We start from the raw sequence: 21,611 nt of genomic DNA on the forward strand, positions 1-21,611 counted from the left end.
TGTAAGCGTAGCGATACGTTGAGCTAACCCATACTAATTACCCGTGAGGCTTAACCATACAACACCCAAGAAGTGTTCAGAGACTTGTAGCAGATACCGAGAACGAATAACTAAATCAGCTTTTTCAGATTGAAGATTTTGCCTGGCGGCAATAGCGCAGTGGAACCACCTGACCCCATGCCGAACTCAGAAGTGAAACGCTGTAGCGCCGATGGTAGTGTGGCATTCGCCATGCGAGAGTAGGACACTGCCAGGCACCCAATACGAGAAACCCCGCTCACTCGAGCGGGGTTTTTTATTGCCTGAAATTCAGCCCTCACTGGAGGGCAAACGGGCACTATGGTGATGTTCGTCGTTCACGTTCACTTGTTGCCCGTACCGGAAAAGTTGCGCCTGCTCTGGTCACATTTAACCCACATGTTGGCTCTCTCCGTTCTCATCATTTTTAGCGTAATAGCCCAGTCGGAGCCGTTCTGTCTAAACCCGCCGCCCGCGCTGCGATTGGGGTTGTATCTGAATCATAACTCGGTAGAGTAAGGGGCATTCCGGGTTTGCCCGTGCCATGGTTTCGGTTTTTTTCTGGTATGGGACTCTCCGCCTGTTTTCATTCACCTTCACTCAGTGGTACCGATATGGAACAAGTAAACAAGTCAACCTTCAACGATGTGCTGGAATATGTGCGTATGTCCCGTCGTCAGAACAAGCTCAAGCGTGAAATTGCGGACAACGAGAAAAAGATCCGTGACAACCAGAAGCGGGTACTCTTGCTCGACAACCTGAGTGACTATATTAAGCCCGGCATGAGCATTGACGAGGTTCAGGCCATCATCGCCAACATGCGGACCGACTATGAAGAGCGCGTAGATGACCATATCATCAAAAATGCCGAGCTTTCCAAGGAGCGCAAGGAGCTGAGTACCAAGCTGAAGAGTATGAGCACCAGCAAATAATACCGCCCCGCTCTCGTCAACACCGGCCTCTGGCCGGTGTTTCATTTTCATGCCGCAGCTCGGATCTCTTGCCGCGTTGCAACAATCGGCTCCCATTTTCACAATCGCCCTGTTAACATCGCTGCAAAGCGGTCAATAGATTTCAAGCCCTTGACTTGAAACGACTAAGCTTGATTGAAAGACAATAAATTGCGCAACCATGGTGGGGCTGATATGGGCGCATCAAAACAGACGGATTCAAATAAAGTGGCATCTCAGGATTCATCCGTACCTAATGCGGACGGGCAACAACAGCGTAAACGCCGACCCTGGTGGCGCTGGTTGTTCTGTTTTATCTTCTTGCTTTGTCTGGCTGCCGTGATCGCCCTGGTGGGTTATGAAATGAAGACCTCCCGACTGCAGTCACAGGAGATCTCCCGCTATGCGGCCACCCTGACCTATCAGATCGAACCCGGCCCCAGCAAGCAGATTGCCTTCCCCGACGACGGCCCGTTCGACAAGCGACTCGGTTATGTGCTGATGCCCATGATCCAGGAACGTCTCGTTCAGCGTGGCTACCAGGTGAGCGAACAGGTCCGTTTTTCCGATGCGCTCTACAACTACGCCAGCCACGGTTTCTTCGTGCCTTATACCGAGAAGGTCCAGGCAGGATTGACACTCTATGACTGCCGTGCCGAACCTTTCTACCAGTACAAGTATCCGACTCATTACTATCCGGATTTCAATGCCATACCGCCCTTGGTCATCCAGTCTCTGCTGTTTATCGAGAATCGTGAACTCCTGAGCAACAAGGAACCGCTGGCCAACCCGGCCGTAGACTGGCCGCGCTTTGCCAAGGCGGCGCTGTCTCAGGTGGGCAAGGCGCTGGATATGCAGGATCAATCTGCTGGCGGCAGCACTCTGGCGACCCAGGTGGAGAAGTATCGTCATTCTCCCGATGGACTGACCGTTTCGCCGACCGAGAAGATCCGCCAAATGGTCTCGGCCAGCGTTCGTGCCTATCGGCTGGGGCCCGAGACCCTGGAGGCCCGCAAGCTGGTTGCCTGGGCCTACCTCAACTCTGTCCCGCTCTCTGCGGCGCCCGGTTATGGCGAGGTGCACGGTCTCGGTGATGGCCTCTGGGTCTGGTTTGGCGCCAATGTCGATGAGGTGAATCGACTGTTGGATCCCGCTCGCAACCAGGATTCTACCCTGGCCGAGCAGGGCCTTGCCTTGCGCCAGGTTGTCTCCCTGATGATCGCCCACCGCCGTCCTTCCTATTACCTGGCGCAGGGCAGAGAAGCACTGTCGACCCTGACCGACAGCTATCTGCGACTCTTCGTGCAGGAGGGAATGATCACCCCCCCCCTGATGGAGTCGGCTCTCAAGGCCAAGCTGGTCTTCCGCGATTTCCTGCAGGCACCTGCCATCACTCGAGTCAACAACAACAAGGGACTGCAGGTGGCTCGCACTCGTCTCAGTCGTCAGCTCGGGGTGCAGCTTTATGACCTGGATCGCATGGATCTGATGGCCAACACCACCCTCAATATGCCGCTGCAGAACGAGGTGTCACGGTATCTGCAGCAACTGGCAGACCCTGCATTCGCAGCCCAGGTGGGCCTGTTTGGTGAGCGCCTGCTCTCGCCGGAGAAGACGGGTGATGTGAAGTACAGCTTTACCCTGTTCGAGAAGACGCCGGAAGGGGTCAAGGTGAGGGTGCAGACCGACAACACGGACCAGCCGTTCGACATCAATGAGGGCAGCAAGCTTGAACTGGGATCCACCGCCAAGTTGCGGGTGCTGACCACCTATCTCGAGATTGTCACCGAGTTGCATGACAGCTACGGCAATATGCCAGTGGAGAGCCTGCGAAAGATCGAAGTGTCCGATCAGGACAACATCAGCCGCTGGGCCATCGCCTATCTGATGAGTGCCAAGGACAGAAGCCTGCCGGTGATGCTGGAGGCCGCACTGGACCGCAAGTATTCCGCAAGTCCCTATGAAGGCTTCTTTACCGGCGGTGGCATGCACACCTTCAACAACTTCCGCAAGGAAGACAACGGTCGCATCCCGCCCATTCGCGATGCGCTGCGGGAATCCATCAACCTGCCCTTCGTGCGCTTGATGCGGGACATCGTCCGCTACAGCCTCTACAAGGAGGGAAATCGTGCCCAGTTGTTGAAAGATGACAGGGATCCTCGCCGTACCGAGTACCTGGCCAAGTTTGCTGACAAAGAGGGCCAGACCTATCTGCTGAGGTTCTGGCGCAAATATCGTGGCAAGAGTGCAGAAGAGCAGCTCGATACCTTCCTCGATGGTCTCAAACCCAGCGCGGTGCGTCTCGCCGCCGTGCATCGCTATCTGATGCCGGAAGCCTCCCAGGCCGACTTTGCCGCTTTCCTGGCCAAGCGCCTGCCGCGGGAGAAATTGACCGAGAAGCGCATAGAGCAGCTCTATACCAATTACGGCCCTGGCAAATATTCTCTGCCGGATCAAGGTTATATCGCACGGGTGCATCCACTTGAGCTGTGGTTGCTTGCTTATCTCAAGGAGTTTGACAAGGCCACCTTTACCGATGCGGTAACCGCCAGCCGTGACGAGCGTCAGGAGGTCTACAGCTGGCTGTTCAAGACCCGTCATCGCAGTGCCCGGGATAGCCGGATCCGCACCATGCTGGAGGTTGAGGCCTTCCTCGACATCCATCAGCGCTGGGCTCGCCTGGGCTACCCGTTCGATCACCTGGTTCCGTCCCTGGCGACCGCACTGGGCAGCTCGGGCGATCGTCCTGCTGCGTTGGCCGAGCTGATGGGGATCATCCAGAACGGCGGCATTCGTGCGCCGACCCTGCGCATCGAGCACCTCTCCTTTGCCAAGGGGACCCCCTTCGCCACCGTCTTTGAGCCGGCGAACACCCAGGGGGAACGGGTGATGCCTGCCGAGGTGGCCAACGCCTTGCGCAATGCACTCTCCAAGGTGGTGGAAGGGGGGACGGCGCGGCGCATCGCCGGGGCCTTCGCCTTGCAGGATGGTACTGTCCTGGCCCTGGGGGGCAAGACGGGGACCGGGGACAACCGGATCGAGACGGTCGGTCGCTACGGCAATGTGACCAGTTCACTGGCTCGCAACCGGACTGCGACGTTCGTCTTCTACATCGGGGATGATCACTTCGGCACGCTGACGGCCTATGTACCCGGCAGCCAGTCCGACAAGTTCCGCTTCACGTCGGCGCTGCCTGTACAGGTGCTCAAGGGGATGGCCCCCCTGCTGGTCCCCTATCTGCAACCGGCTACTCATACCCAGTGCATGGCAGGCAGCTGAGCGGACATCGCATGAAAAAACGGGGCCATTTCGGCCCCGTTTGATTGTGTACTGCACGCCGCCCTGAGGCGGACGTGAGTCATCACTTACAACAGATCTTCAATTTCACCGCGCAGGTACTGGTACATCTCGCGATAGGCTACCGGCGGCTTGTTCAGCTCCCGCTCCTTGTTGGCGGTGCGGATCAGCTGACGCAGCTTCTGGCGATCCAGCTCGTGGAACTGGGACATCAGCTCGTTGAGGGCGCTGTCGCCTTCGGTGATCAGCCGCTCGCGCCACTGTTCGAGGCGGTGCAGGCGGGCGTTCACGGTGGAGTGACGCATCTTGATGATGGAGAGGGCCTCTTCAATGGGGGCCACATCGCGGCTACGCATCAGACGGCCGATGAACTGGAGATGGCGACGGAAGGACTCATCCTTCTTCGGCTTGAGCTTGCGACCCAGCTCGACCGCTTCGGCGAGCTCTTCATCCAGGGGGATCTTCTCCAGCTCGCTGTGACTCAGGGAGACGATCTCTTCCCCCATCTTCTGCAAGGCCTCGGCATCACGCTTGAGTTGGCTCTTGCTGGGGCCCCAGTCTTCCCACTCGTTGTCGTCTTGATATTGACTCATCGGTCTCTGTATTCCTGTCATTCACGTTTGGCGGATATGTTACCAGCTTCTCCCGCTGGGCGCAGGGGTCTGATATGCTTAGCCCCTTTCCTTCCCTTCATACAGATGTGAGTTATGGACCAGCAAGATCAAATCCGCCAGGATCAATCCCATCTCGAGGCCGTGGTCGCCGAGGCCCTTGAGATAGCGAAAGGGCTGGGCGCCGGGCTTGCCGAAGTCTCCATCAGCAAACAGACCGGCCTCTCGGTGAACACCCGGGGCTGCGAGCTGGAAAGCATCGAATTCAACAAGGATGGCGCACTCGGCATCGCCGTCTATCGCGACGGTTGCAAGGGGTCCTCCTCCACCACGGATCTGACCAAGCCGGCCATTCGCGCCGCCGTGGAAGCGGCCATGGAGATCGCCCGCCACACCTCTCCCGATGACTGCGCCGGTCTTGCGGATGCGGATCTGCTGGCCTGGGATGCCCCGGACCTGCAACTGTGCCACCAAATCGAGCTGGATCCCCAGCGTGGCATCGCGCTGGCCATCGAGTGCGAGCGGCTGGCCTTGGGACGGGATGCCCGCATCAAGCACTCTGACGGAGCCAGTTTCTCCAGCCACCTGGGCGTCAAGGTCTATGGCAACAGCCACGGCTTCGTCAAAGGCTATGCTGCATCGCGCAACTCCCTGAGCTGCGTACTGATCGGCGAGCAGGATGGCGACATGCAGCGCGACTACGGCTACTCCTCCAGCCGCTCCCTGGACGGGCTGTGGAGCCCCCAGCGCATCGCTGACGAGGCGGTGGAGCGCACTGTTTCCCGCCTGGGGGCTCGCAAGATCAGCACCCGCCATGCCCCTGTGCTGTTCCACCCCGATACCGCTGCCGGTCTGTGGGGCCATCTGGTGATGGCCATCAGTGGGGGGAACCTCTATCGCAAGTCGAGCTTCCTGCTGGACAAACTGGGCAAGCAGATCCTGCCCGAGTGGCTCACCATCCAGGAGTTCCCCCACTTGCCGGGAGGACTTGCCAGCACCCCGTTCGACGGGGAAGGGGTTCGCACCCGCGACATGGACATCATCCGCAACGGCGAGCTGATGAGCTGGCTGCTCACCTCCTACTCCGCCCGCAAACTGGGCCTGACCACCACGGGCCATGCCGGGGGTATCCATAACTGGCAGGTTTCCAATACCGGCCAGGACTTCCAGGGCATGCTCAAGGAGATGGGTACCGGGCTGCTGGTGACCGAGCTGATGGGGCAGGGGGTCAACATCGTCAATGGTGATTACTCCCGCGGCGCAGCCGGTTTCTGGGTTGAAAATGGCGAGATCCTCTATCCTGTGGAGGAGATCACCATTGCAGGCAATCTAGCCGACATGTTCAGCCATATCGTGGCGGTGGGCAGTGATGAGGATGAGCGTTCCAGCCTCAAGACCGGCTCCGTACTGGTCGAGCAGATGAAACTGGCGGGGCACTGATCCCCCTCCGTCCGATCTGGAATATGGTGTCTAGTCCTGAGATAGGTCTACACATTTTCAGCTAGCTTTTAGCACTCAGAACCCCCGATGCGTCACATCAGGGGTTCTGTATTTCAATGCCTGATGCGGTTGCTCCAGGTTATAAGTATCCACTGCCTTTCGCACTTTTCCCCGCCTGCGCCAGCCTCTGCAGGCTTTGCAGCAGTGACTCTCTTTTCAAGATCTCAGTGCATTTTGGTGACAGTTATGAGTATCTGTCATCAAGCATTTGACCCCGTGTTGTTCATGCAATGACTGATACAACCCCGAACAATACTGCACCTGGTGGTCCGAATGATGAATAAGCTCTCCGTAGTCACGTTGTTGCTTCAGTGTTTTCTCGATCACCATCGACTCGGCATTCATCTCTTAGTTGCCACTATTTTGCGTGAGCAGGTGTCCGTCACCTAGCTCAGGTAGAGCGGCCCTGAGTGTCATAACGCGTCTGCGTCTGTTTATAGGTGAGCTTGCCTTCTTCAATCTGCTCGACCAGGGCCAGTTTAAAAATCAGAGTAATTGTGTTGTGTTCGTTTACGCCCTGTCCCATCGAGATCTCCATCTATTCGGAGGAGAAGATGCAAACCATATTCAGGCAGATGCGCCGATCAGATGTCGGCCAGCTGCAATGCCTGGCGGTAGTACTCGTTGGCCTTGTTGGTCAGGCGGCGCTTGTCCATCACCTGGCCGAGGGCGTGGTAGAGGGCGGCATCAGGCGCCTTCGCCACCTCCTGCTCCAGCAGCCGCTGGGCGTCGTCCAGCTGACCGGCCAGCAGGCAGACCCGGGCCAGCGCGGCTTCGGCGCCCGGCTGATCCTGGATCTTTCTGAGCAGGGTCAGCATGGGCTGGTAGTCGTCCAGTTTGAGCTTGGGCAGGCGGGCGAACAGCTCGGGGGAGGGATCCTTGCGCAGGGCCTCCAGCCAGAGATCAGCGGCTTCGGCATCGGCCCCCAATCGGCGCAGGCGATCCCCGTAACTGGCCAGCAGCACGGGATCCTGGCGCTGTTTGCGGGGCAGACCCTGCCAGACCGTGCGCAGGGTGTCGAGGGAGCCGCTGGCGGCCTCCAGACGACCGCACCACGCCTGGTGCAGCAGGGCCTCTTCCTGCTGGGCGGTCAGCTTGCCCACCTTGCGCAGGGCAGGGGCGAGATCGATGAGGGCCGCCCAGTCTTCACGGGCCAGATACACCTGACGCAGCTGATCCAGCACCATGGGGTGGCGCGGGTTGAGGGCATAGATGGACTCGAGGCGGCCGAGGGCGCTGTCGTACTGGCCCTGCTCAATCTGCAACTGGGTCTGGATCAGGGTCAGTGCCAGCTCTGCCTTGGGGTTCTCTTCCTGAGCTTTCTGCAGGTAGTGATCCCGGCGCACGTCATCGCCCCGGGCCTGGGCCACCCGGGCGGCGCTCAGGTAGTTGAGCAGCGGGGTGTCGCTGTTGTCGGCGCCCTTGATGAGAAGCTTCTCGGCCTGGTTGTAGTGTCCCTCTGCCATGGCCAGGGTGGCATTGACGGTTTGCAGGTTGGCCTTGCGGCGGCGGCGGGAACCGAACCAGCCCTGGGTCTTGCGCCGCAGGCCGAACAGGCGGGCCAGCACCCATTCCACGATGAGCAGGGCGCCGTAGAACAGCACCGCCAGGATCACCGCGCTGGTGACCGAGGATTCCACCGTGTAGTTGCCCAGCGAGATGAGCACATAGCCCTTGTTGCCGGAGGCTTCGGGACCGAAGATGAGGCCCGCCACCATCACGGCGACTATGACGATCAGACGAATCATGGTCTCCTCCTCAGTTGCCGGCCAGGATGCGTTGCAGGCGTTCGGTCAGCACCTGTTCCAGCATGGTCTGGGTCTTGAACTGATCCGGGTAGTCAAACTGGATCTGCTCGCCTTTGAGCTTGTCGAGCTCGGACTGCATGTACTGGGTGGCGCTGTTGTCGGCATCGAAATACTGGGTCAGCCAGCGCTGGGCCTTCTCCAGGCTGTCGACATAGAGGGACTGCTGTCCACGATAGACGGCGAGCTGGGCCTGCAGCAGCTTGGTCTTGAGATTCTCCCGCAGGAAGATCTCCTGCTGCGGGGAGAGCAGGGCTTCCACGGCGCCATCGCGGCGACGGATGGTGATGAAGTTTTCGGTGAACTTGACCCAGTTCTTCTTCAGGTTGCTCTGCCACTCGTCCGGGTTGGTGCTGACGGTCTGGTCGGGCTCGCTCTTGGCTTCCGGCATGCTGACGGTGGAGAGGGGCAGCAGCTCGATCTGGTCCGAGAGGGCGGCCAGCTTCAGGGTCAACCCCTCGCGATCGACTCGCGGCATCCCCTTGAGCTTGGCGATGTCTTCCGCCAGCGCCTTGCGGATGGGCATCAGGCTGGGGTCGTTGAGCGCCTTGATGCGCTCGTCGGCGTTGCCGAGCAATGTGATGGCGGAGACGATGTCGTGTTCGAGCCACAGCTTGCGGCCCGCCATGCGCACCAGGTATTCGGATTCCGCCAACATCCAGTCATTGGGGCGCTTGTCGTCCAGATCCAGAACTTTGGTCTGCAAGGCGTCCAGCGCCTCCTGCAACTGCTGCTGGCTCTTGCCGAGGGCTCCGATCTGTTCGGCATCCTTGCTGCTGCCCTGATCAATCCTGGTCATGGCGTCGGCCAGTTGCTGCTTGAGGGCTACCAGTTCGGCCTGCTGGGCAACGGCGTTCTGGTGTCCGTGCACATAGAGACCACCGGCCAGCCCCAGGGCCAGCAGGATGGCGATGCCGCCAAGCACGGTGCCAGAGCTGCCCTTCTTGCTCCCTGTTGTTCCGGGAGCGGGCTTGTTGTTGTCGGCCACGGTGGCCGCGGCACTCGGCTGGACTTCTTGCTGTTCAGTCATTCCATCTTCCTCAGTTCCAGGGCGGCCACCAGAGCCTGGTTGGATGCACCTTGGGCAATCACGATACGGGTAAAACCAGCCCCTTCTGCCATCTCGGCCACCCGGGGACTGGGCACCACCAGCAGGCGGTCATAAAGCCAGGGGTGCTGCGGGCCGGGCACCAGGGCCAGCAACCGCTGCAACAATTCGCCACTGGTGATGAGCAGGCTGTCGAGCCCGGCAGCCTGCCAGTGGCGGGTCAATGCGTCCCCGTCAAGATCGGGGTAGTGGCGCTCATAGGTGGCACAATAGTGCACCAGTGCGCCCCGTGAGGCCAGCGTCCGGGCGATGAGATCCCGCCCGTCGTTGCCGCGCAGGATCAGCACCCGGCGGCCACTCACCCCTTGCAGCGCCGGCAGGGCCAGCAGCCCTTCACTGCGGGGATCGGCCGGGCACAGGGCCTGGATGCCCGCCTCGGCGAAGGCATCCGCACTCGCCTGGCCGACTGCAAAGTAATCAATATGTGGCCAGGTCTGACCAGTTTGCAACAGAAAATGATGTGCAAAATGAACGGCATGCATGCTGACGGCGATAACGAGGTCCGCCTCCCGCAGCATGTCACCCAGGTGAGGGAGGTCGCATCCCGGCCGGGTTTCCAGCAACGGACAGCAGAGCGGTGCATGACCCAACTGGTGCAGCATCTGCACCAGCTGGTTGGCCTGGGCGGCCGGGCGCACCACCAGGGGGACCATCAGGGGGTGCTCCGGGCAGATGACCGCGAACCTGGCTGTGCTGCACTCATGCCCGGTAGACCTCGGCCAGGATAACGTCGGCACCGGCGGCCAGCAGGCGCTGGGCCAGGGTGTGGCCCAGTGCCTCGCCCTCTGCCAGGGGGCCGCGGATCTCGTCGCGAATGACGCGGGCACCGTCCGGGCTGCCCACCAGGCCGCGCAGCCATACCTCTTCTCCCTGTACCAGGGCGTAGGCCCCGATAGGCACCTGACAGCCCCCTTGCAGGGCGCGGTTCATGGCGCGCTCGGTCAGCACCCGGATGCGGGTTTCGGCGTGCTCGAGCGGCGCCAGCAGGGTGTGCAGCTCGTGATCGTCGAGGCGGCATTCGATGCCGACCGCCCCCTGGCCGTTGGCGGGCAGGCTCTGCTCGGGCTCGATGAAGGCGGCGATGCGATGGGCCATCTCCAGTCGTTTCAGGCCGGCGGCGGCCAGGATGATGGCGTCATATTCACCGGCATCCAGCTTGGCGAGGCGGGTGTTGACGTTGCCCCGCAGGTCGCGGATCACGAGATCAGGGCGGGCAGCGCGCAGCTGGCACTGACGGCGCAGGCTGGAGGTGCCGACCACGGCCCCTTGAGGCAGCTCGTCTATCTGGTTGAAATGGTTGGAAACAAAGGCATCACGCGGGTCTTCGCGCTCACAGATGGTGTGCAGGCCGAGTCCATCGGGGAACTCCACCGGTACGTCTTTCATGGAGTGGACAGCGATGTCGGCACGCCCTTCCAGCATGGCAGTCTCCAGCTCCTTGACGAACAACCCCTTGCCGCCGACCTTGGCGAGGGGGGTGTCGAGGATCTTGTCACCCTGGGTGCTCATGGGCACCAGTTCGACCTGCAGATCCGGATGGAGTGCCTCCAGCCGATCTTTCACAAAATTGGCCTGCCACAGGGCCAGTGGGCTCTTTCGAGTAGCAATTTTCAGGGTTCGGGCTGCCATATCAATCAGTTGTTTCATCTTTTGAGAGGAAAACGATCTTACCACCCTTTGCAGGGGCTTTCATGGCGCAGCCCGCAAAAGCGGGGCCAAGCTCAAAAACGGGGGCTGAAAATTATTTTCATTCAGCCAATAATTGATTTTAAATCATTGAAAATAAGCAACTTTATTGCTTTCCGCTGATACCTTTATGAACGGGGTCAGAAATAATCCGGTGATTGTGTGCGGGCTTGTTTACCACTGCTGTTTGCATTGTTAACATGATCACACTTTTTTGACGTCTCCCCGTTTTGGTGCGTCATTTCTCTTCCCCATAGGTAGGGCATTGCTGGTTAAACTCGACACGCTGGTGGCGCGCTACGACGAACTCAATCGTCTCAAGACGCAACGAGCGCTGGATCTCATGAGTCGCTACGGGCAGCAGGTTTTCCACTTGCTGCCTGTCATGCTGCACTTCAATCACCCCCTGTTGCCCGGTTATGTGGCAGGGGATGTGCCTCATGGTATCTGGAGTTTTGTCGCCAACGAGGCCCAGCAGGCCTTCATCCAGGATCTCTGCCAGAACGCCAACTGCCAGGGCGGTCTCAGTACCCACGACAAGTCCATCCAGGGCCTCTACTCCATGGGGAGCACCTCCTCCATCGGTCAGTGCTGCCACTCGGATCTCGACATCTGGGTCTGTCACGTGGCCGGTCTGTCGAGCGAGCGCCTCGCCCTGCTGGAACAGAAGTGCCAGCACCTCTCCATGTGGGCGGAGCAGCGGGGGGTCGATCTCAACTTCTTCCTGATCCCCGAAGACAAGTTCCGTCAGCGCAACGATGCCCAGATGCAGGGGGAGAGCTGCGGCAGCGCCCAGCACCTGCTGCTGCTCGACGAGTTCTACCGCAGCGCCATGCACATCGCCGGCAAGCGGCTGCTCTGGTATCTGGTGCCGGCCGAATATGACGATCACTACGACGACTACGTCAACGGCCTGTTTGCCCACGGCAAGTTGAGCCAGGATGACTGGCTCGATCTGGGGGGCTTTGATCGCATTCCTGCCGAGGAGTATTTCGGCTCCGCCCTGTGGCAGCTCTACAAGGGGATCGACTCCCCCTACAAGGCGGTGCTCAAGTCGGTGCTGATGGAGGCCTACTCCCACGAGTATCCCAACACCCGGCTGCTGTCGGTGACCAGTCGCGACTGGTTCCAGCACAACGAGGGGATGCACTACCGCCTCGACAACTACTGTCTGATGCTGGACAAGGTGACCAACTACCTCAAGTCCATCGGCGACATGCAGCGCCTCGATCTGGTGCGTCGCTGCTTCTATCTGAAGGTGTGCGACGGGCTGAGCCATCCCAAGGAAGATCACTCCCCGGACTGGCGCCGGGAGCAGATGGCCCAACTGGTAGCCTACTGGGGCTGGAGTCCGGAGCGCCTTTACCACCTTGATCACCGCCAGGAGTGGAAGGTCGAGGACGTCAAGGTGGCCTATGCCGAGTTGCTGGAGGCCCTGATGCAGAGCTACCGCAACCTCATCCAGTTCGCCCGGCGCAACAACATCAGCGAGTCCATCAATCCGGAAGACATCGGCATCCTGTCGCGCAAGCTCTATGCCGCATTCGAGAGCCTGCCGGGCAAGGTGCAGCGCATCAACCTCAAGATTGCGCCGGATCTCGGCGAGCCGGATCTCAGCTTGGTACAGGTACCCCACGGCCGCCTGAATCGCGCCGGCTGGTATCTCTACAAGCATTCCCTCGAACCCGCCGACATCATCGGCCGGGCGCCGCTCGAATATAACGGCTACATCAGCAAGCTGGTGGCCTGGGCCTATTTCAACGGCCTGCTGACGCCCCAGTCCCGGGTACACCTGTTCAACCAGGGCTCGGATCTGCACATCGACAACCTGCATCAGTTCTGTCGTGATCTCTCCGGCACCTTCCCGGTCAAGTATCCCCGCGCGACCAACCTGGCCCTGAGCCGGCCGTGCGAGATCCGCCAGCTCTCCATCTTCCTGAACCTGGAGACGGACCCGTCCAGCCACTGGGTGGGGCAGGTGATCGAGTTCGATGCCAACGCCGCCGATGTCTTCTCGTTCGGTCGCAACCAGGAGTGTCTGGTGGGATCCGTGGATCTCGTCTATCGCAACTCCTGGAGCGAGATCCGCACCCTGCACTTCGAGGGGGAGGAAGCCGTGGTGGACGCCCTCACCACCATCCTCGGCAAGATGCACCAGGATGCCGCGGCCCCCGAGATGATCGAGGTGTTCTGCTACAGCCAGCACTTCCGCTCCCTGGTGCGCACCCGCTTCCAGCAGCTTGTGGCTGAATGCATCGAGCTGCGCCTGGCCCGGGACAAGCAGCAGCTGGTCAAGACGCTGGCGCTCGGCCGCGAGAAGTACGGCATCTTCTTCGAGCGGCGCGGGGTGTCGGTCAAGAAGCTGGAGAACGCCATCGACTTCTACCGCCACATCTCCCATAACAAGCTGGATCACCTGCCGCTGCGCCTCGACAAGACTCACAGCCAGCACCTGCCCGGCATCGTCGACGCCTACGCCAGCGAAGGGCTGGTGCAGTTCTTCTTCGATACCCGGGATGCAGGCACCAACATCTATATCCTGGACGAGGCGAATCGGGTGGAGATCTACCAGCACTTCGCCGGCAACAAGGACGAACTGGTACAGGGGGTGAACCGGTTCTACACCTCGGGTCACGAGCGATTCAGCAATGCGGGTCAGTTCAGCAACTTCAACCTTCCCCAGTACTACGAAATCGTGCAGGTGGGTGACAAACTCGATGTGATCCCCTACCGCAGCCAGAGCCCGCAGCGGGACAATCCGGGGGCGGCGCGGGAAGTAGGATGATGCGCTGATAACAGCACCGGCAAGATGGCAAACGGCCTGCATGATGCAGGCCGTTGTCGTATCCGTGGTGCGGGAATCAGGCGTGGAGGGGGCGCAGCCAGTGGGGGGATGCCGTCGAGCATCGCCGTCAGGGATGAAAGCAAACGGCCTGCTGATGCAGGCCGTTGTCTTACCCGTGAGCCGACAATCAGGCGCCGAGGCGGGCCAGCAACCAGCTGCGAATGTCGCCCAGCTGGGGGCGGCAGATCTCGTGGCGCATGGGGTACTCGTGCCACTCGGGGCTGAGTCCCGCCGCTTCCAGCCGGTTCTTGGCGTCCCAGCCCATGGAGAGGTTCACCACGTCGTCATAGATGCCGTGCATGTAGCAGATGGGCAGGGTGCGGGCCGCCTCGCTCATTTCGCCGGGCAGGGCATCGGGTACCGCCAGATAGGTGGACATGCAGAGCAGGCCTGCCAGTGGCACCGGATGGCGCAGGGCGGTGAAGGAGGCGATGACGCCCCCCTGGGAGAAGCCGGCCAGCACGATGCGCTCGGGGGCGAAACCCTCGGCCACCAACTGTTCGATCAGCGCGGCGATACGGGCCGCTGACTCCCTGACATGGGACTCCACGGCGCGATCCGCCGGATCCTCGAAGCTCTTGATGTCGTACCAGCCGCGCATCCTGTAGCCCATGTTGATGGTGATGGGGCGCTCGGGAGCATCCGGCAGCAGATGGCGGACGGGCAGGTCGGCGGGCAGGGCCAGCGCCTCCACCAGGGGGGCGAGACCGGCGCCGGAGTCCCCCAGCCCGTGCAGCCAGATCACCGCATGGCGGGCACCTTCGGGATGCAGATCCGTCATGAGAAGACCACGGGCTCGCCGGCCTGGGTGGTGCAGGCCCGGGTCAGCAGGGCCTTGAGCTCGTCGCCGAAGCGGTTGTCGATCCAGCTGTCACCGCGCAGCTCGAAGTGGAAGCCGTTCTCCCGGGTGGCGACCCAGATCTGATGCAGGGGCTCCTGCTTGTTGATGATGACCTTGGTCTTGTTCTCGAAGCTCAGGGTCAGCACCCCGCCGGCGCGTTCGCAGTCGATATCCGGATACCCCTCGTCGATGGTGTCTTCCACATACTGGAAAAAGGCGTCGGTCAGGGCGTGATACTCGTGATCCTTCATCGGTTTATCCTGTTGCTTTTAACAATGTGAGTGCGATTATAGAGGGCCAAAAATTTTTTCGCAGCGAACCATTATGATTACCCAGTTCACCAAGTGCCTGTTTGCCGCGTCGCTGTCGCTCGGGTTGGCCGCCTGTGGCCTGACGGGGCCGCTCTACATGCCGCCGGCCGAACAGCCCGCACCTGCAGAGCAGACACCGCCCAAGACAGAGAGTACACCGCAAGCCGCCTCGCCTGCGACCGCTACACCGGCCTCAGAGGCCGTGCCGCAATAATCTAGGAAGGAACCGCCCCCTTGGATCACTTTAACTACGACGCAGACGGTCAGCTTCAGGCCGAACAGCTTCCCCTGCAACAGCTTGCCGACCAGTACGGCACTCCGCTCTATGTCTACTCCCGCGCCACCCTGGAACGCCACTGGCATGCCTTCGACCAGGCGGCTGGCGACATTCCCCACCTGATCTGCTACGCGGTCAAGGCCAACTCCAACCTGGCCCTGCTCAATCTGCTGGCACGCCTTGGTTCGGGCTTTGACATCGTCTCCGGCGGCGAGCTGTCCCGGGTGCTGGCGGCGGGCGGTGATCCGGCCAAGGTGGTCTTCTCCGGCGTCGCCAAGAGCGAAGCCGAGATGCGCCTTGCGCTGGAAAAAGAGATCCTCTGCTTCAACCTGGAGTCCGAAGCCGAGCTGGAGCGCCTGAACCGGGTCGCAGGCAGCATGGGCAAGAAGGCGCGGGTCTCGGTGCGGGTCAACCCGGACATCGACGCAGGCACGCACCCCTATATCTCCACCGGCCTCAAGCAGAACAAGTTCGGCATCCCCATCGAACAGGCGCCCGCCATCTACCGCAAGGCAGCGGCCATGGCCCACATCGAGATCAAGGGGGTGGATTGCCACATCGGCTCGCAACTCACTGAATTGAATCCCTTTATGGAGGCGGCGGACAAGCTGCTCAAGCTCATCGACGAGCTGGCGGCGGAAGGCATCCACATCCATCACCTGGACGTGGGCGGCGGTCTGGGGGTCAACTACGGCGCCGAGCAGCCGCCGCACCCCACCGAGTATGCCGAGGCGCTCAAGCAGAAGCTGGCGGGCCGGGATCTGACCCTCTTGTTCGAACCGGGCCGCGCCATCGTCGCCAACGCCGGTGTGCTGTTGACCCGGGTCGAGTTCCTCAAACCCGGCGAGACTCGCAACTTCGCCCTGATCGACGCCGGCATGAACGATCTGCTGCGCCCCTCCCTCTACGGCGCCTGGATGAACATCATCGAGGTGGACAGCCGGGCGACCCACGAGAAGGCACTCTATGACGTGGTGGGCCCGGTGTGCGAGACCGGCGACTTCCTCGGCAAGGAGCGTACCCTGGCGATTGCCGAGGGCTCCCTGCTGGCGGTGCGTTCCGCTGGCGCCTACGGCTTTACCATGTCCTCCAACTACAACACCCGACCCCGTGCGGCCGAGGTGCTGGTGGACGGTGACCAGGCGCACCTCATCCGTGAGCGGGAGCAGTTGGCGGATCTCTGGCGTGGCGAGCACCTGCTGCCGTGATGGATGGATTTTCAGCGTTCCTCCATGTGAGAGCGTGATTAACGGTGAGACAGGAACGCGCGATGTTGATTGAGTTTTCCAAAATGCACGGCCTCGGTAACGACTTCATGGTGGTGGATGGCGTCACCCAGAAGGTGTTCTTCAGCAACGACATCATCAAGAAGCTGGCGGATCGTCACTTCGGTATCGGCTTCGACCAGCTGTTGCTGGTGGAGCCGCCCTATGACCCCGAGCTCGACTTCCATTACCGTATCTTCAATGCCGACGGCAGCGAGGTGGAACAGTGCGGCAACGGGGCCCGTTGCTTCGCCCGTTTCGTGCGTCTCAAGGGGTTGGTCAACCGGGATCGCATCGCGGTCAGTACCGCCCGGGGCCGCATCACTCTGCAGCTGGAAGGGGAGAACCAGGTCACGGTCAACATGGGGGTGCCCCAGTTTGAGCCGGGCAAGATCCCGTTCCGTGCCCAGAAGGCGGAGAAGACGTATCTGCTGCGGGCCCAGGATCACACCGTGATGTGCGGTGCCGTCTCCATGGGCAACCCTCACTGCGTCATCGAGGTGCCCTCGGTGGCCGATGCGCCGGTGGAGACCCTGGGACCCATCATGGAGCGCCACGAGCGCTTCCCCGAGCGGGTCAACGTCGGCTTCATGGAGATGGTCAACGCCAGCGAGATCAAGCTGCGGGTCTTCGAGCGCGGGGTGGGGGAGACCCTGGCCTGTGGGACCGGGGCCTGTGCGGCCGTGGTGATAGGCATCAGCCAGGGCAAGCTCAAGGAGCGGGTCACCGTCACCCTGCCGGGTGGCAAGCTGACCATCGCCTGGAAGGGACCGGGTCAGCCCGTCTACATGACGGGGCCGGCCGAGCACGTCTTTGACGGCCAGATAGAGTTGTAGACAAGGAGCGGGTGATCCCGCTCCATCAACGGATCATATCGGGGCCCTTGGCCCCTTTTTCGGATGGATCAACCAAGTTATGAGCGAACTCAAACGGCAGGAATCACTGGTGGATGAAGCCACAGTGCTGGAGTACCTGGCCCGTTATCCCGAGTTTTTCCTGCGTCACGGGGCCATGCTGGACAAGATCCGCATTCCCCATGGGCAAAAGGGCACCATCTCCCTGGTGGAGCGCCAGCTGGACCGTCAGCGGGAGCGCATCGAGCAGCTGGAGCAGGAGATCACCGAACTGATGGGGGTCGCCAGCGAGAACGAGCGGATCTTCCGGGTCTATGCGGATCTCTATGGGGAGATCTACGGCTGCCAGACCCTGTTCGAGCTGAGCGCCGTGATGGGCAAGGCCTTCGTCCAGCGGCTGCGACTCACCGGCCTGCGGCTCTGGCTCAATCCCAGGCATTTCCAGCTGAGCGGCCCCGAGCAGCGTTTCCTGGCGCAGGGCAAACAGCTCGAACAACTGCTGGGGCAGCGCCTGCCCGGCACGGACTACTATTTCGGCCGCCTCAACCAGAGCGAGAAGCAGGCGCTGTTTGGCAATGATGTGCTGGTCAACTCGGTGGCCCTGATGCGGCTCGGGGAGCTCGGCGTGCTGGCCTTCGCGAGCTCGGATCCCAGCCACTTCACCCCCCACAACGACACCCTGCTGCTGGGTCAGCTAGGGCGTCTGCTGCAGCTGCGTCTGCCCGAGCTGGCCCGTGGCTAAGGCAACGACCCGATCCCCTGTCAAGGTGCTCCCTGCCGCCGACCCTCTGCCGGTCGCACTGGTGGGGGAGCTGGACGCCTTTATCGAATACCTGAGGGTCGAGCGCCAGCTCAGCCCCCACACCCGCAGCAACTATCAGGCCCATCTGGAAGCCATGACCGCCGAGCTGGTGAAGCTCGGGGTCGACGACTGGGCCCGGCTCGAGGCGAGCCAGGTGCGCAGTCTGGTGACCCGGATGCACAAGGGGGGGTTGGCGCCCCGTTCCCTTGCCACCAAGGTGTCGGCCCTGCGCAGCTTCTGCGACTGGCAGGTGCGCCAGGGGCGGCTCACCGCCAACCCGGCGCGGGGCATCGTCACCCCCAAGCAGGGGCGGCCCCTGCCCAAGAACCTGGACGTGGACGAGATGTACCAGCTGCTCAACATCACCGACGAGCAGGATCCGCTGGCGGTGCGGGATCGCGCCATCATGGAGCTGATGTACTCCTCCGGCCTGCGCCTTGCCGAGCTGGTGGGGCTCAACCTCGCGGACGTGAAGCTCGACGAGCGCCAGCTCAGGGTGATCGGCAAGGGCTCGCGGGAGCGGGTGCTGCCCATCGGGCGGATGGCGGTGGAGTGGTTGCACAAGTGGCTCAAGGTACGCCCCCTGCTGGCCGGTGACGAGGGGGAGGCATTGTTCGTCTCCAAGCGCAGGCAGCGGCTCTCGGCCCGCTCGGTACAGGAGCGGCTCGACGGCTGGGGCAACAAGCAGGCTCTCAATGCCCACGTGCACCCCCACAAGCTGCGCCACAGCTTCGCCACCCACATGCTGGAATCCTCCGGCGACCTGCGGGCGGTGCAGGAGCTGCTGGGGCATGCGGATCTCTCCACTACCCAGATCTATACCCACCTCGACTTCCAGCATCTGGCCAAGGTATATGACAGTGCCCACCCGCGGGCGAAGCGGGATCCGGAAACGCCGGAGGATGAGTGATGTGGTGTGCGATCTGCGGGGATGACAATCTCCACGTCGCCCCGGTCAGGCGGGAGCTCGCAACGCCAGAGGATGAGGAGTAAAGAGGAACAGCCATGCAGTTTTACCGTCGCTGGCAGCCGGTGGCCGCCATCTCGTTCGATCTGGACGACACCCTCTATGACAACGGCCCCGCCATCGCGCGGGCGGAACAGTGGATGCTGGACCACCTGCGCAGCGAATACCTGGCTACCGCCATGCTGGACAAGCCGCGCTGGCTCGCGCTCAAGCGCCAGTTGCTGCTGGACCACCCGGCGCTGAGCCACGACGTTAGCCTGGCGCGCCAGCGTGGCATTCGCGAGGCCCTGGTGCAGGGGGGCATGGAGCCCGGGCTGGCGGAGCAGCAGGCCCGGGCGGTGTTCACCGGCTTCATGGCCGAGCGCTCTAAGATAGAGGTGAGCGAGGCGACTCACGCCCTGCTGGCTCGTCTGGCGGCGCGCTATCCGCTGGCGGTGATCACCAACGGCAACCTGGATCTGGAGCAGGCGGGTCTGGCTGGCTACTTCACCCTGGTCTGCAAGGCGGGAGCGGGAACCAGAATGAAACCGGCGCCCGACATGTTCGTGCAGGTGCAAGAGGCCCTGGAGCTGGCCCCCGGCCGCATCCTTCATGTGGGGGATCACCCGGTGACCGACGTGCTGGGGGCCAGGCTGCACGGCTTTCGGGCCGCCTGGCTCAACGAGAGCGGCCAGTCCTGGCAGTCGCTGTCGCTGCTGCCGGATGTGGAGCTGGGGCAGTTGCAGGATCTGGCCACCCTGCTGCTCTGAGCTGGGGATGAGGGACAGATTCCGTGATCTATATCTGGCAATAACAACAAGGGAGCAAGGGCGTGAAGGGAATGAAGGGTGTCATCTGGCTGGCGATCCCCGTGGTGCTGGCGGGATGCGATCTGGTGCAAGACCGTTACCGGATGGAGTTCAGGGACGGATCCTGGCGGGAGATCGCCATCTCCCCGTTTTCCAACGAGGCGCGCTGGCGCGAGGGGTGTGCCACCGGCGAAATCCAGGTGGACATGACCCTGCCCCTGAAACGGGGCAAGGTGGTGAATGGCCGGGAGCAACTGCTCATCGGTGGCGAGCTGTTCGAGCTGGAGGATGCCCGTCTCTATCGCGGCAACGGCATGGTGCTCGGGCAGGCCCCGGACCATATCCAGCGGGGCCTCAAGGGGCTGGATGTCTGCCGAACCCTGCGCCCTGATCGCGGGGCCCTGCCCAAGCTCAAGGGCAAGGGATTTGGCGACTAGCCCGTCTGCTGCCTGAGCGGGCAGGAGGCGTCGCCGAAGGCAGTGGACAGCTTGATGGCGTGGGGGGGGCACAGGCCCGTCACGTCGGATGCCTCTGGGCAGCCCCCGATGTACGAGGCCCTCCCCAGGCTCAAGGGCAAGGGGTCGGCGACTAGCCGACCTGCTGCCTGAACCGGCGGCAGGCGTCGCCAAAGGCGGTGAAGAGCTTGATGGAGTGGGGGTTCTCGCTGGCCTTCCACTCCGGGTGCCACTGCACCGCCAGCAGGAAGGGGGAGAGGGCGGGAGCGTGGATCGCCTCGATCAGCCCGTCTTCGGCATGGGCCAGGGGGGCCAGCCCCTTGGCCAGCGTCTTGATCCCCTGCCCGTGGAGGGAGTTGACCGGAATCGACGGCTGCCCCATCAGCTCGGCCAGCCAGGTACCGGGCACCAGCTCGACCTGATGGCTCTCGCCATACTGCTCGTCCACCGGGTCATCCGCATCCTCCCGATGATCGTCATAACCCGGCTCGCAATAGACCTTCTGGTGAATGTCGCCTCCCAGGGCCACGTTGATCTCCTGCATGCCGCGGCAGATCCCGAGGATCGGCAGGCCACGGTCGAGGGCGGCGCGCACCAGGGGAATATCGAACAGATCCCTGTCCCTGTCCTGGGGCTTCTCCGGGGTGAGGTTCTCCTGGCCATAGAGGGCAGGATCGATGTTGGAGCCAGCACCGCTCAGATAGACCCCGTCGGCGAGGTCCAGATACTGCTCCAGATCCTCGGTGCCACAGCAGGTGGGCACCAGCAGCGGCACGCAGCCGCTGATCTCCACCAGAGGCTTGATGTATTTGTGGGTCATGACCTGGTAGGCGTGGCCACTGCGGGCCTGGGCCCCCATGGTCATCAGCACGACGGGTTTGTTATGGGCACTGGGGTTGGGCATAGGTCACCTTGGCTATCCTTGGCGGTCTCATCCTGCGCCTTGGGAAGGCCCTTGCCGCCTCGGCTCGCAAGGGCATGCCTCAAGGCATGGTCGTGGGATCAGGGTCGCGCCAGCGTGCCAGAATCGTCGGTCAGCCTTGGCAACGACAGCCTGGATCCTGCCTCCAGTCTGCCAAGGCCGTTCAATATGTCAAACAAAATGATGCAATTATGTTAACCGTTGATGTCGAGATACGGCTACGAGTCCCATTTAAAGGGGCTTGAGGGGGGATGCCTGGTGCGGCGAGCGATTTGATGGTGGATATATTAAACATCTGGCCGGGCGGCC

The 21,611-nt window shown here is 61.8% G+C and carries 20 protein-coding genes, 1 rRNA gene and 1 pseudogene; 12 read left to right on the top strand and 10 right to left on the bottom strand.

The features are described from left to right. Window positions 1–141 precede the first annotated feature (141 nt). The 3 genes from rrf to OKC41_RS09270 all read left to right on the top strand — a co-directional run bounded on the left by rrf (window position 142) and on the right by OKC41_RS09270 (window position 4,247). Window positions 142–256: ribosomal RNA gene (rrf, locus tag OKC41_RS09260) — 5S ribosomal RNA — on the top strand. 376 nt (window positions 257–632) lie between these two features. Further along, window positions 633–950, top strand: coding sequence for a PTS system regulator TmaR (gene tmaR / locus OKC41_RS09265; RefSeq protein WP_010672687.1), 318 nt, complete (start codon window positions 633–635; stop codon window positions 948–950). Between the two features lie 213 nt (window positions 951–1,163). Further along, window positions 1,164–4,247, top strand: a complete 3,084-nt coding sequence (locus tag OKC41_RS09270) for a transglycosylase domain-containing protein (protein WP_201894561.1) — start codon at window positions 1,164–1,166, stop codon at window positions 4,245–4,247. 86 nt (window positions 4,248–4,333) lie between these two features. Here OKC41_RS09270 and yjgA read toward each other — a convergent pair whose 3' ends face one another. Further along, window positions 4,334–4,858 carry a ribosome biogenesis factor YjgA gene (gene yjgA, locus OKC41_RS09275; protein WP_010672689.1) on the bottom strand — a complete coding sequence of 175 codons (525 nt, stop codon included), beginning with the start codon at window positions 4,856–4,858 and terminating at the stop codon, window positions 4,334–4,336. A 114-nt stretch (window positions 4,859–4,972) separates the two neighbouring features. On the opposite strand from yjgA, the gene pmbA reads away from it, so the two are divergent. Continuing rightward, window positions 4,973–6,316, top strand: coding sequence for a metalloprotease PmbA (gene pmbA, locus OKC41_RS09280; protein WP_010672690.1), 1,344 nt, complete (start codon window positions 4,973–4,975; stop codon window positions 6,314–6,316). A gap of 75 nt (window positions 6,317–6,391) precedes the next feature. On the opposite strand, the pseudogene OKC41_RS09285 reads toward pmbA, so the two are convergent. The 6 genes and pseudogenes from OKC41_RS09285 to hemC all read right to left on the bottom strand — a co-directional run. Then, window positions 6,392–6,786, bottom strand: a pseudogene (locus OKC41_RS09285) (DDE-type integrase/transposase/recombinase); the annotation flags it as partial. Beyond that, window positions 6,768–6,902 (bottom strand): hypothetical protein, encoded by a 135-nt coding sequence (locus tag OKC41_RS09290; protein ID WP_010672691.1) that lies wholly within the window; start codon window positions 6,900–6,902, stop codon window positions 6,768–6,770. The pseudogene OKC41_RS09285 and the gene OKC41_RS09290, both read right to left, overlap by 19 nt. Before the next feature lie 58 nt (window positions 6,903–6,960). Then, window positions 6,961–8,124, bottom strand: coding sequence for a heme biosynthesis HemY N-terminal domain-containing protein (locus OKC41_RS09295; RefSeq protein ID WP_270671919.1), 1,164 nt, complete (start codon window positions 8,122–8,124; stop codon window positions 6,961–6,963). Between the two features lie 10 nt (window positions 8,125–8,134). Continuing rightward, window positions 8,135–9,211 (bottom strand): uroporphyrinogen-III C-methyltransferase, encoded by a 1,077-nt coding sequence (locus OKC41_RS09300; RefSeq protein WP_270671920.1) that lies wholly within the window; start codon window positions 9,209–9,211, stop codon window positions 8,135–8,137. Continuing rightward, a complete protein-coding gene (locus OKC41_RS09305; protein ID WP_039039810.1) occupies window positions 9,208–9,942 on the bottom strand; it encodes a uroporphyrinogen-III synthase in 735 nt (244 codons plus the stop codon). The genes OKC41_RS09300 and OKC41_RS09305 overlap by 4 nt, the downstream gene beginning before the upstream one ends. Window positions 9,943–9,988: 46 nt before the next feature. Then, window positions 9,989–10,918 (bottom strand): hydroxymethylbilane synthase, encoded by a 930-nt coding sequence (hemC, locus tag OKC41_RS09310; protein ID WP_201894563.1) that lies wholly within the window; start codon window positions 10,916–10,918, stop codon window positions 9,989–9,991. Window positions 10,919–11,240: 322 nt separating this feature from the next. On the opposite strand from hemC, the gene OKC41_RS09315 reads away from it, so the two are divergent. Next, the gene (locus tag OKC41_RS09315; RefSeq protein WP_201894564.1) at window positions 11,241–13,760 is read left to right on the top strand and encodes a class I adenylate cyclase; all 2,520 of its coding nucleotides are present in this window, start codon (window positions 11,241–11,243) and stop codon (window positions 13,758–13,760) included. 187 nt (window positions 13,761–13,947) lie between these two features. Here the strand turns inward: OKC41_RS09315 and OKC41_RS09320 are convergent, their stop codons facing one another. Both OKC41_RS09320 and cyaY read right to left on the bottom strand, forming a co-directional pair. Beyond that, window positions 13,948–14,601 (bottom strand): alpha/beta hydrolase, encoded by a 654-nt coding sequence (locus tag OKC41_RS09320; RefSeq protein ID WP_201894565.1) that lies wholly within the window; start codon window positions 14,599–14,601, stop codon window positions 13,948–13,950. Next, window positions 14,598–14,912 (bottom strand): iron donor protein CyaY, encoded by a 315-nt coding sequence (cyaY, locus tag OKC41_RS09325; protein ID WP_010672698.1) that lies wholly within the window; start codon window positions 14,910–14,912, stop codon window positions 14,598–14,600. Before cyaY ends, OKC41_RS09320 begins: the two co-directional genes overlap by 4 nt. A 73-nt stretch (window positions 14,913–14,985) precedes the next feature. On the opposite strand from cyaY, the gene OKC41_RS09330 reads away from it, so the two are divergent. The 7 genes from OKC41_RS09330 (at window position 14,986) to OKC41_RS09360 (ending at window position 20,362) form a co-directional block, all read left to right on the top strand. Beyond that, window positions 14,986–15,186: a lipoprotein gene (locus OKC41_RS09330; protein WP_201894566.1), complete on the top strand. Its 201-nt coding sequence runs from the start codon at window positions 14,986–14,988 to the stop codon at window positions 15,184–15,186. Between the two features lie 20 nt (window positions 15,187–15,206). After that, window positions 15,207–16,457 carry a diaminopimelate decarboxylase gene (lysA, locus tag OKC41_RS09335; protein ID WP_039039806.1) on the top strand — a complete coding sequence of 417 codons (1,251 nt, stop codon included), beginning with the start codon at window positions 15,207–15,209 and terminating at the stop codon, window positions 16,455–16,457. 62 nt (window positions 16,458–16,519) lie between these two features. Further along, the gene (gene dapF / locus OKC41_RS09340; RefSeq protein ID WP_029313578.1) at window positions 16,520–17,350 is read left to right on the top strand and encodes a diaminopimelate epimerase; all 831 of its coding nucleotides are present in this window, start codon (window positions 16,520–16,522) and stop codon (window positions 17,348–17,350) included. A gap of 79 nt (window positions 17,351–17,429) precedes the next feature. Continuing rightward, window positions 17,430–18,110, top strand: coding sequence for a DUF484 family protein (locus OKC41_RS09345; RefSeq protein WP_041212252.1), 681 nt, complete (start codon window positions 17,430–17,432; stop codon window positions 18,108–18,110). Beyond that, entirely contained in the window at window positions 18,103–19,080 is a 978-nt protein-coding gene (gene xerC / locus OKC41_RS09350) for a tyrosine recombinase XerC (protein WP_161470158.1), read from the top strand. Before OKC41_RS09345 ends, xerC begins: the two co-directional genes overlap by 8 nt. A 95-nt stretch (window positions 19,081–19,175) precedes the next feature. Beyond that, window positions 19,176–19,886, top strand: a complete 711-nt coding sequence (locus OKC41_RS09355) for an HAD-IA family hydrolase (protein ID WP_161470159.1) — start codon at window positions 19,176–19,178, stop codon at window positions 19,884–19,886. 71 nt (window positions 19,887–19,957) lie between these two features. Further along, window positions 19,958–20,362 (top strand): hypothetical protein, encoded by a 405-nt coding sequence (locus OKC41_RS09360; protein WP_143238281.1) that lies wholly within the window; start codon window positions 19,958–19,960, stop codon window positions 20,360–20,362. Between the two features lie 151 nt (window positions 20,363–20,513). Here the strand turns inward: OKC41_RS09360 and OKC41_RS09365 are convergent, their stop codons facing one another. Next, window positions 20,514–21,284 (bottom strand): gamma-glutamyl-gamma-aminobutyrate hydrolase family protein, encoded by a 771-nt coding sequence (locus OKC41_RS09365; RefSeq protein ID WP_039039802.1) that lies wholly within the window; start codon window positions 21,282–21,284, stop codon window positions 20,514–20,516. Between the last annotated feature and the right edge of the window lie 327 nt (window positions 21,285–21,611).

Source organism: Aeromonas sp. QDB17, assembly GCF_027705305.1.
GTDB classification, from domain to species: domain Bacteria; phylum Pseudomonadota; class Gammaproteobacteria; order Enterobacterales; family Aeromonadaceae; genus Aeromonas; species Aeromonas caviae.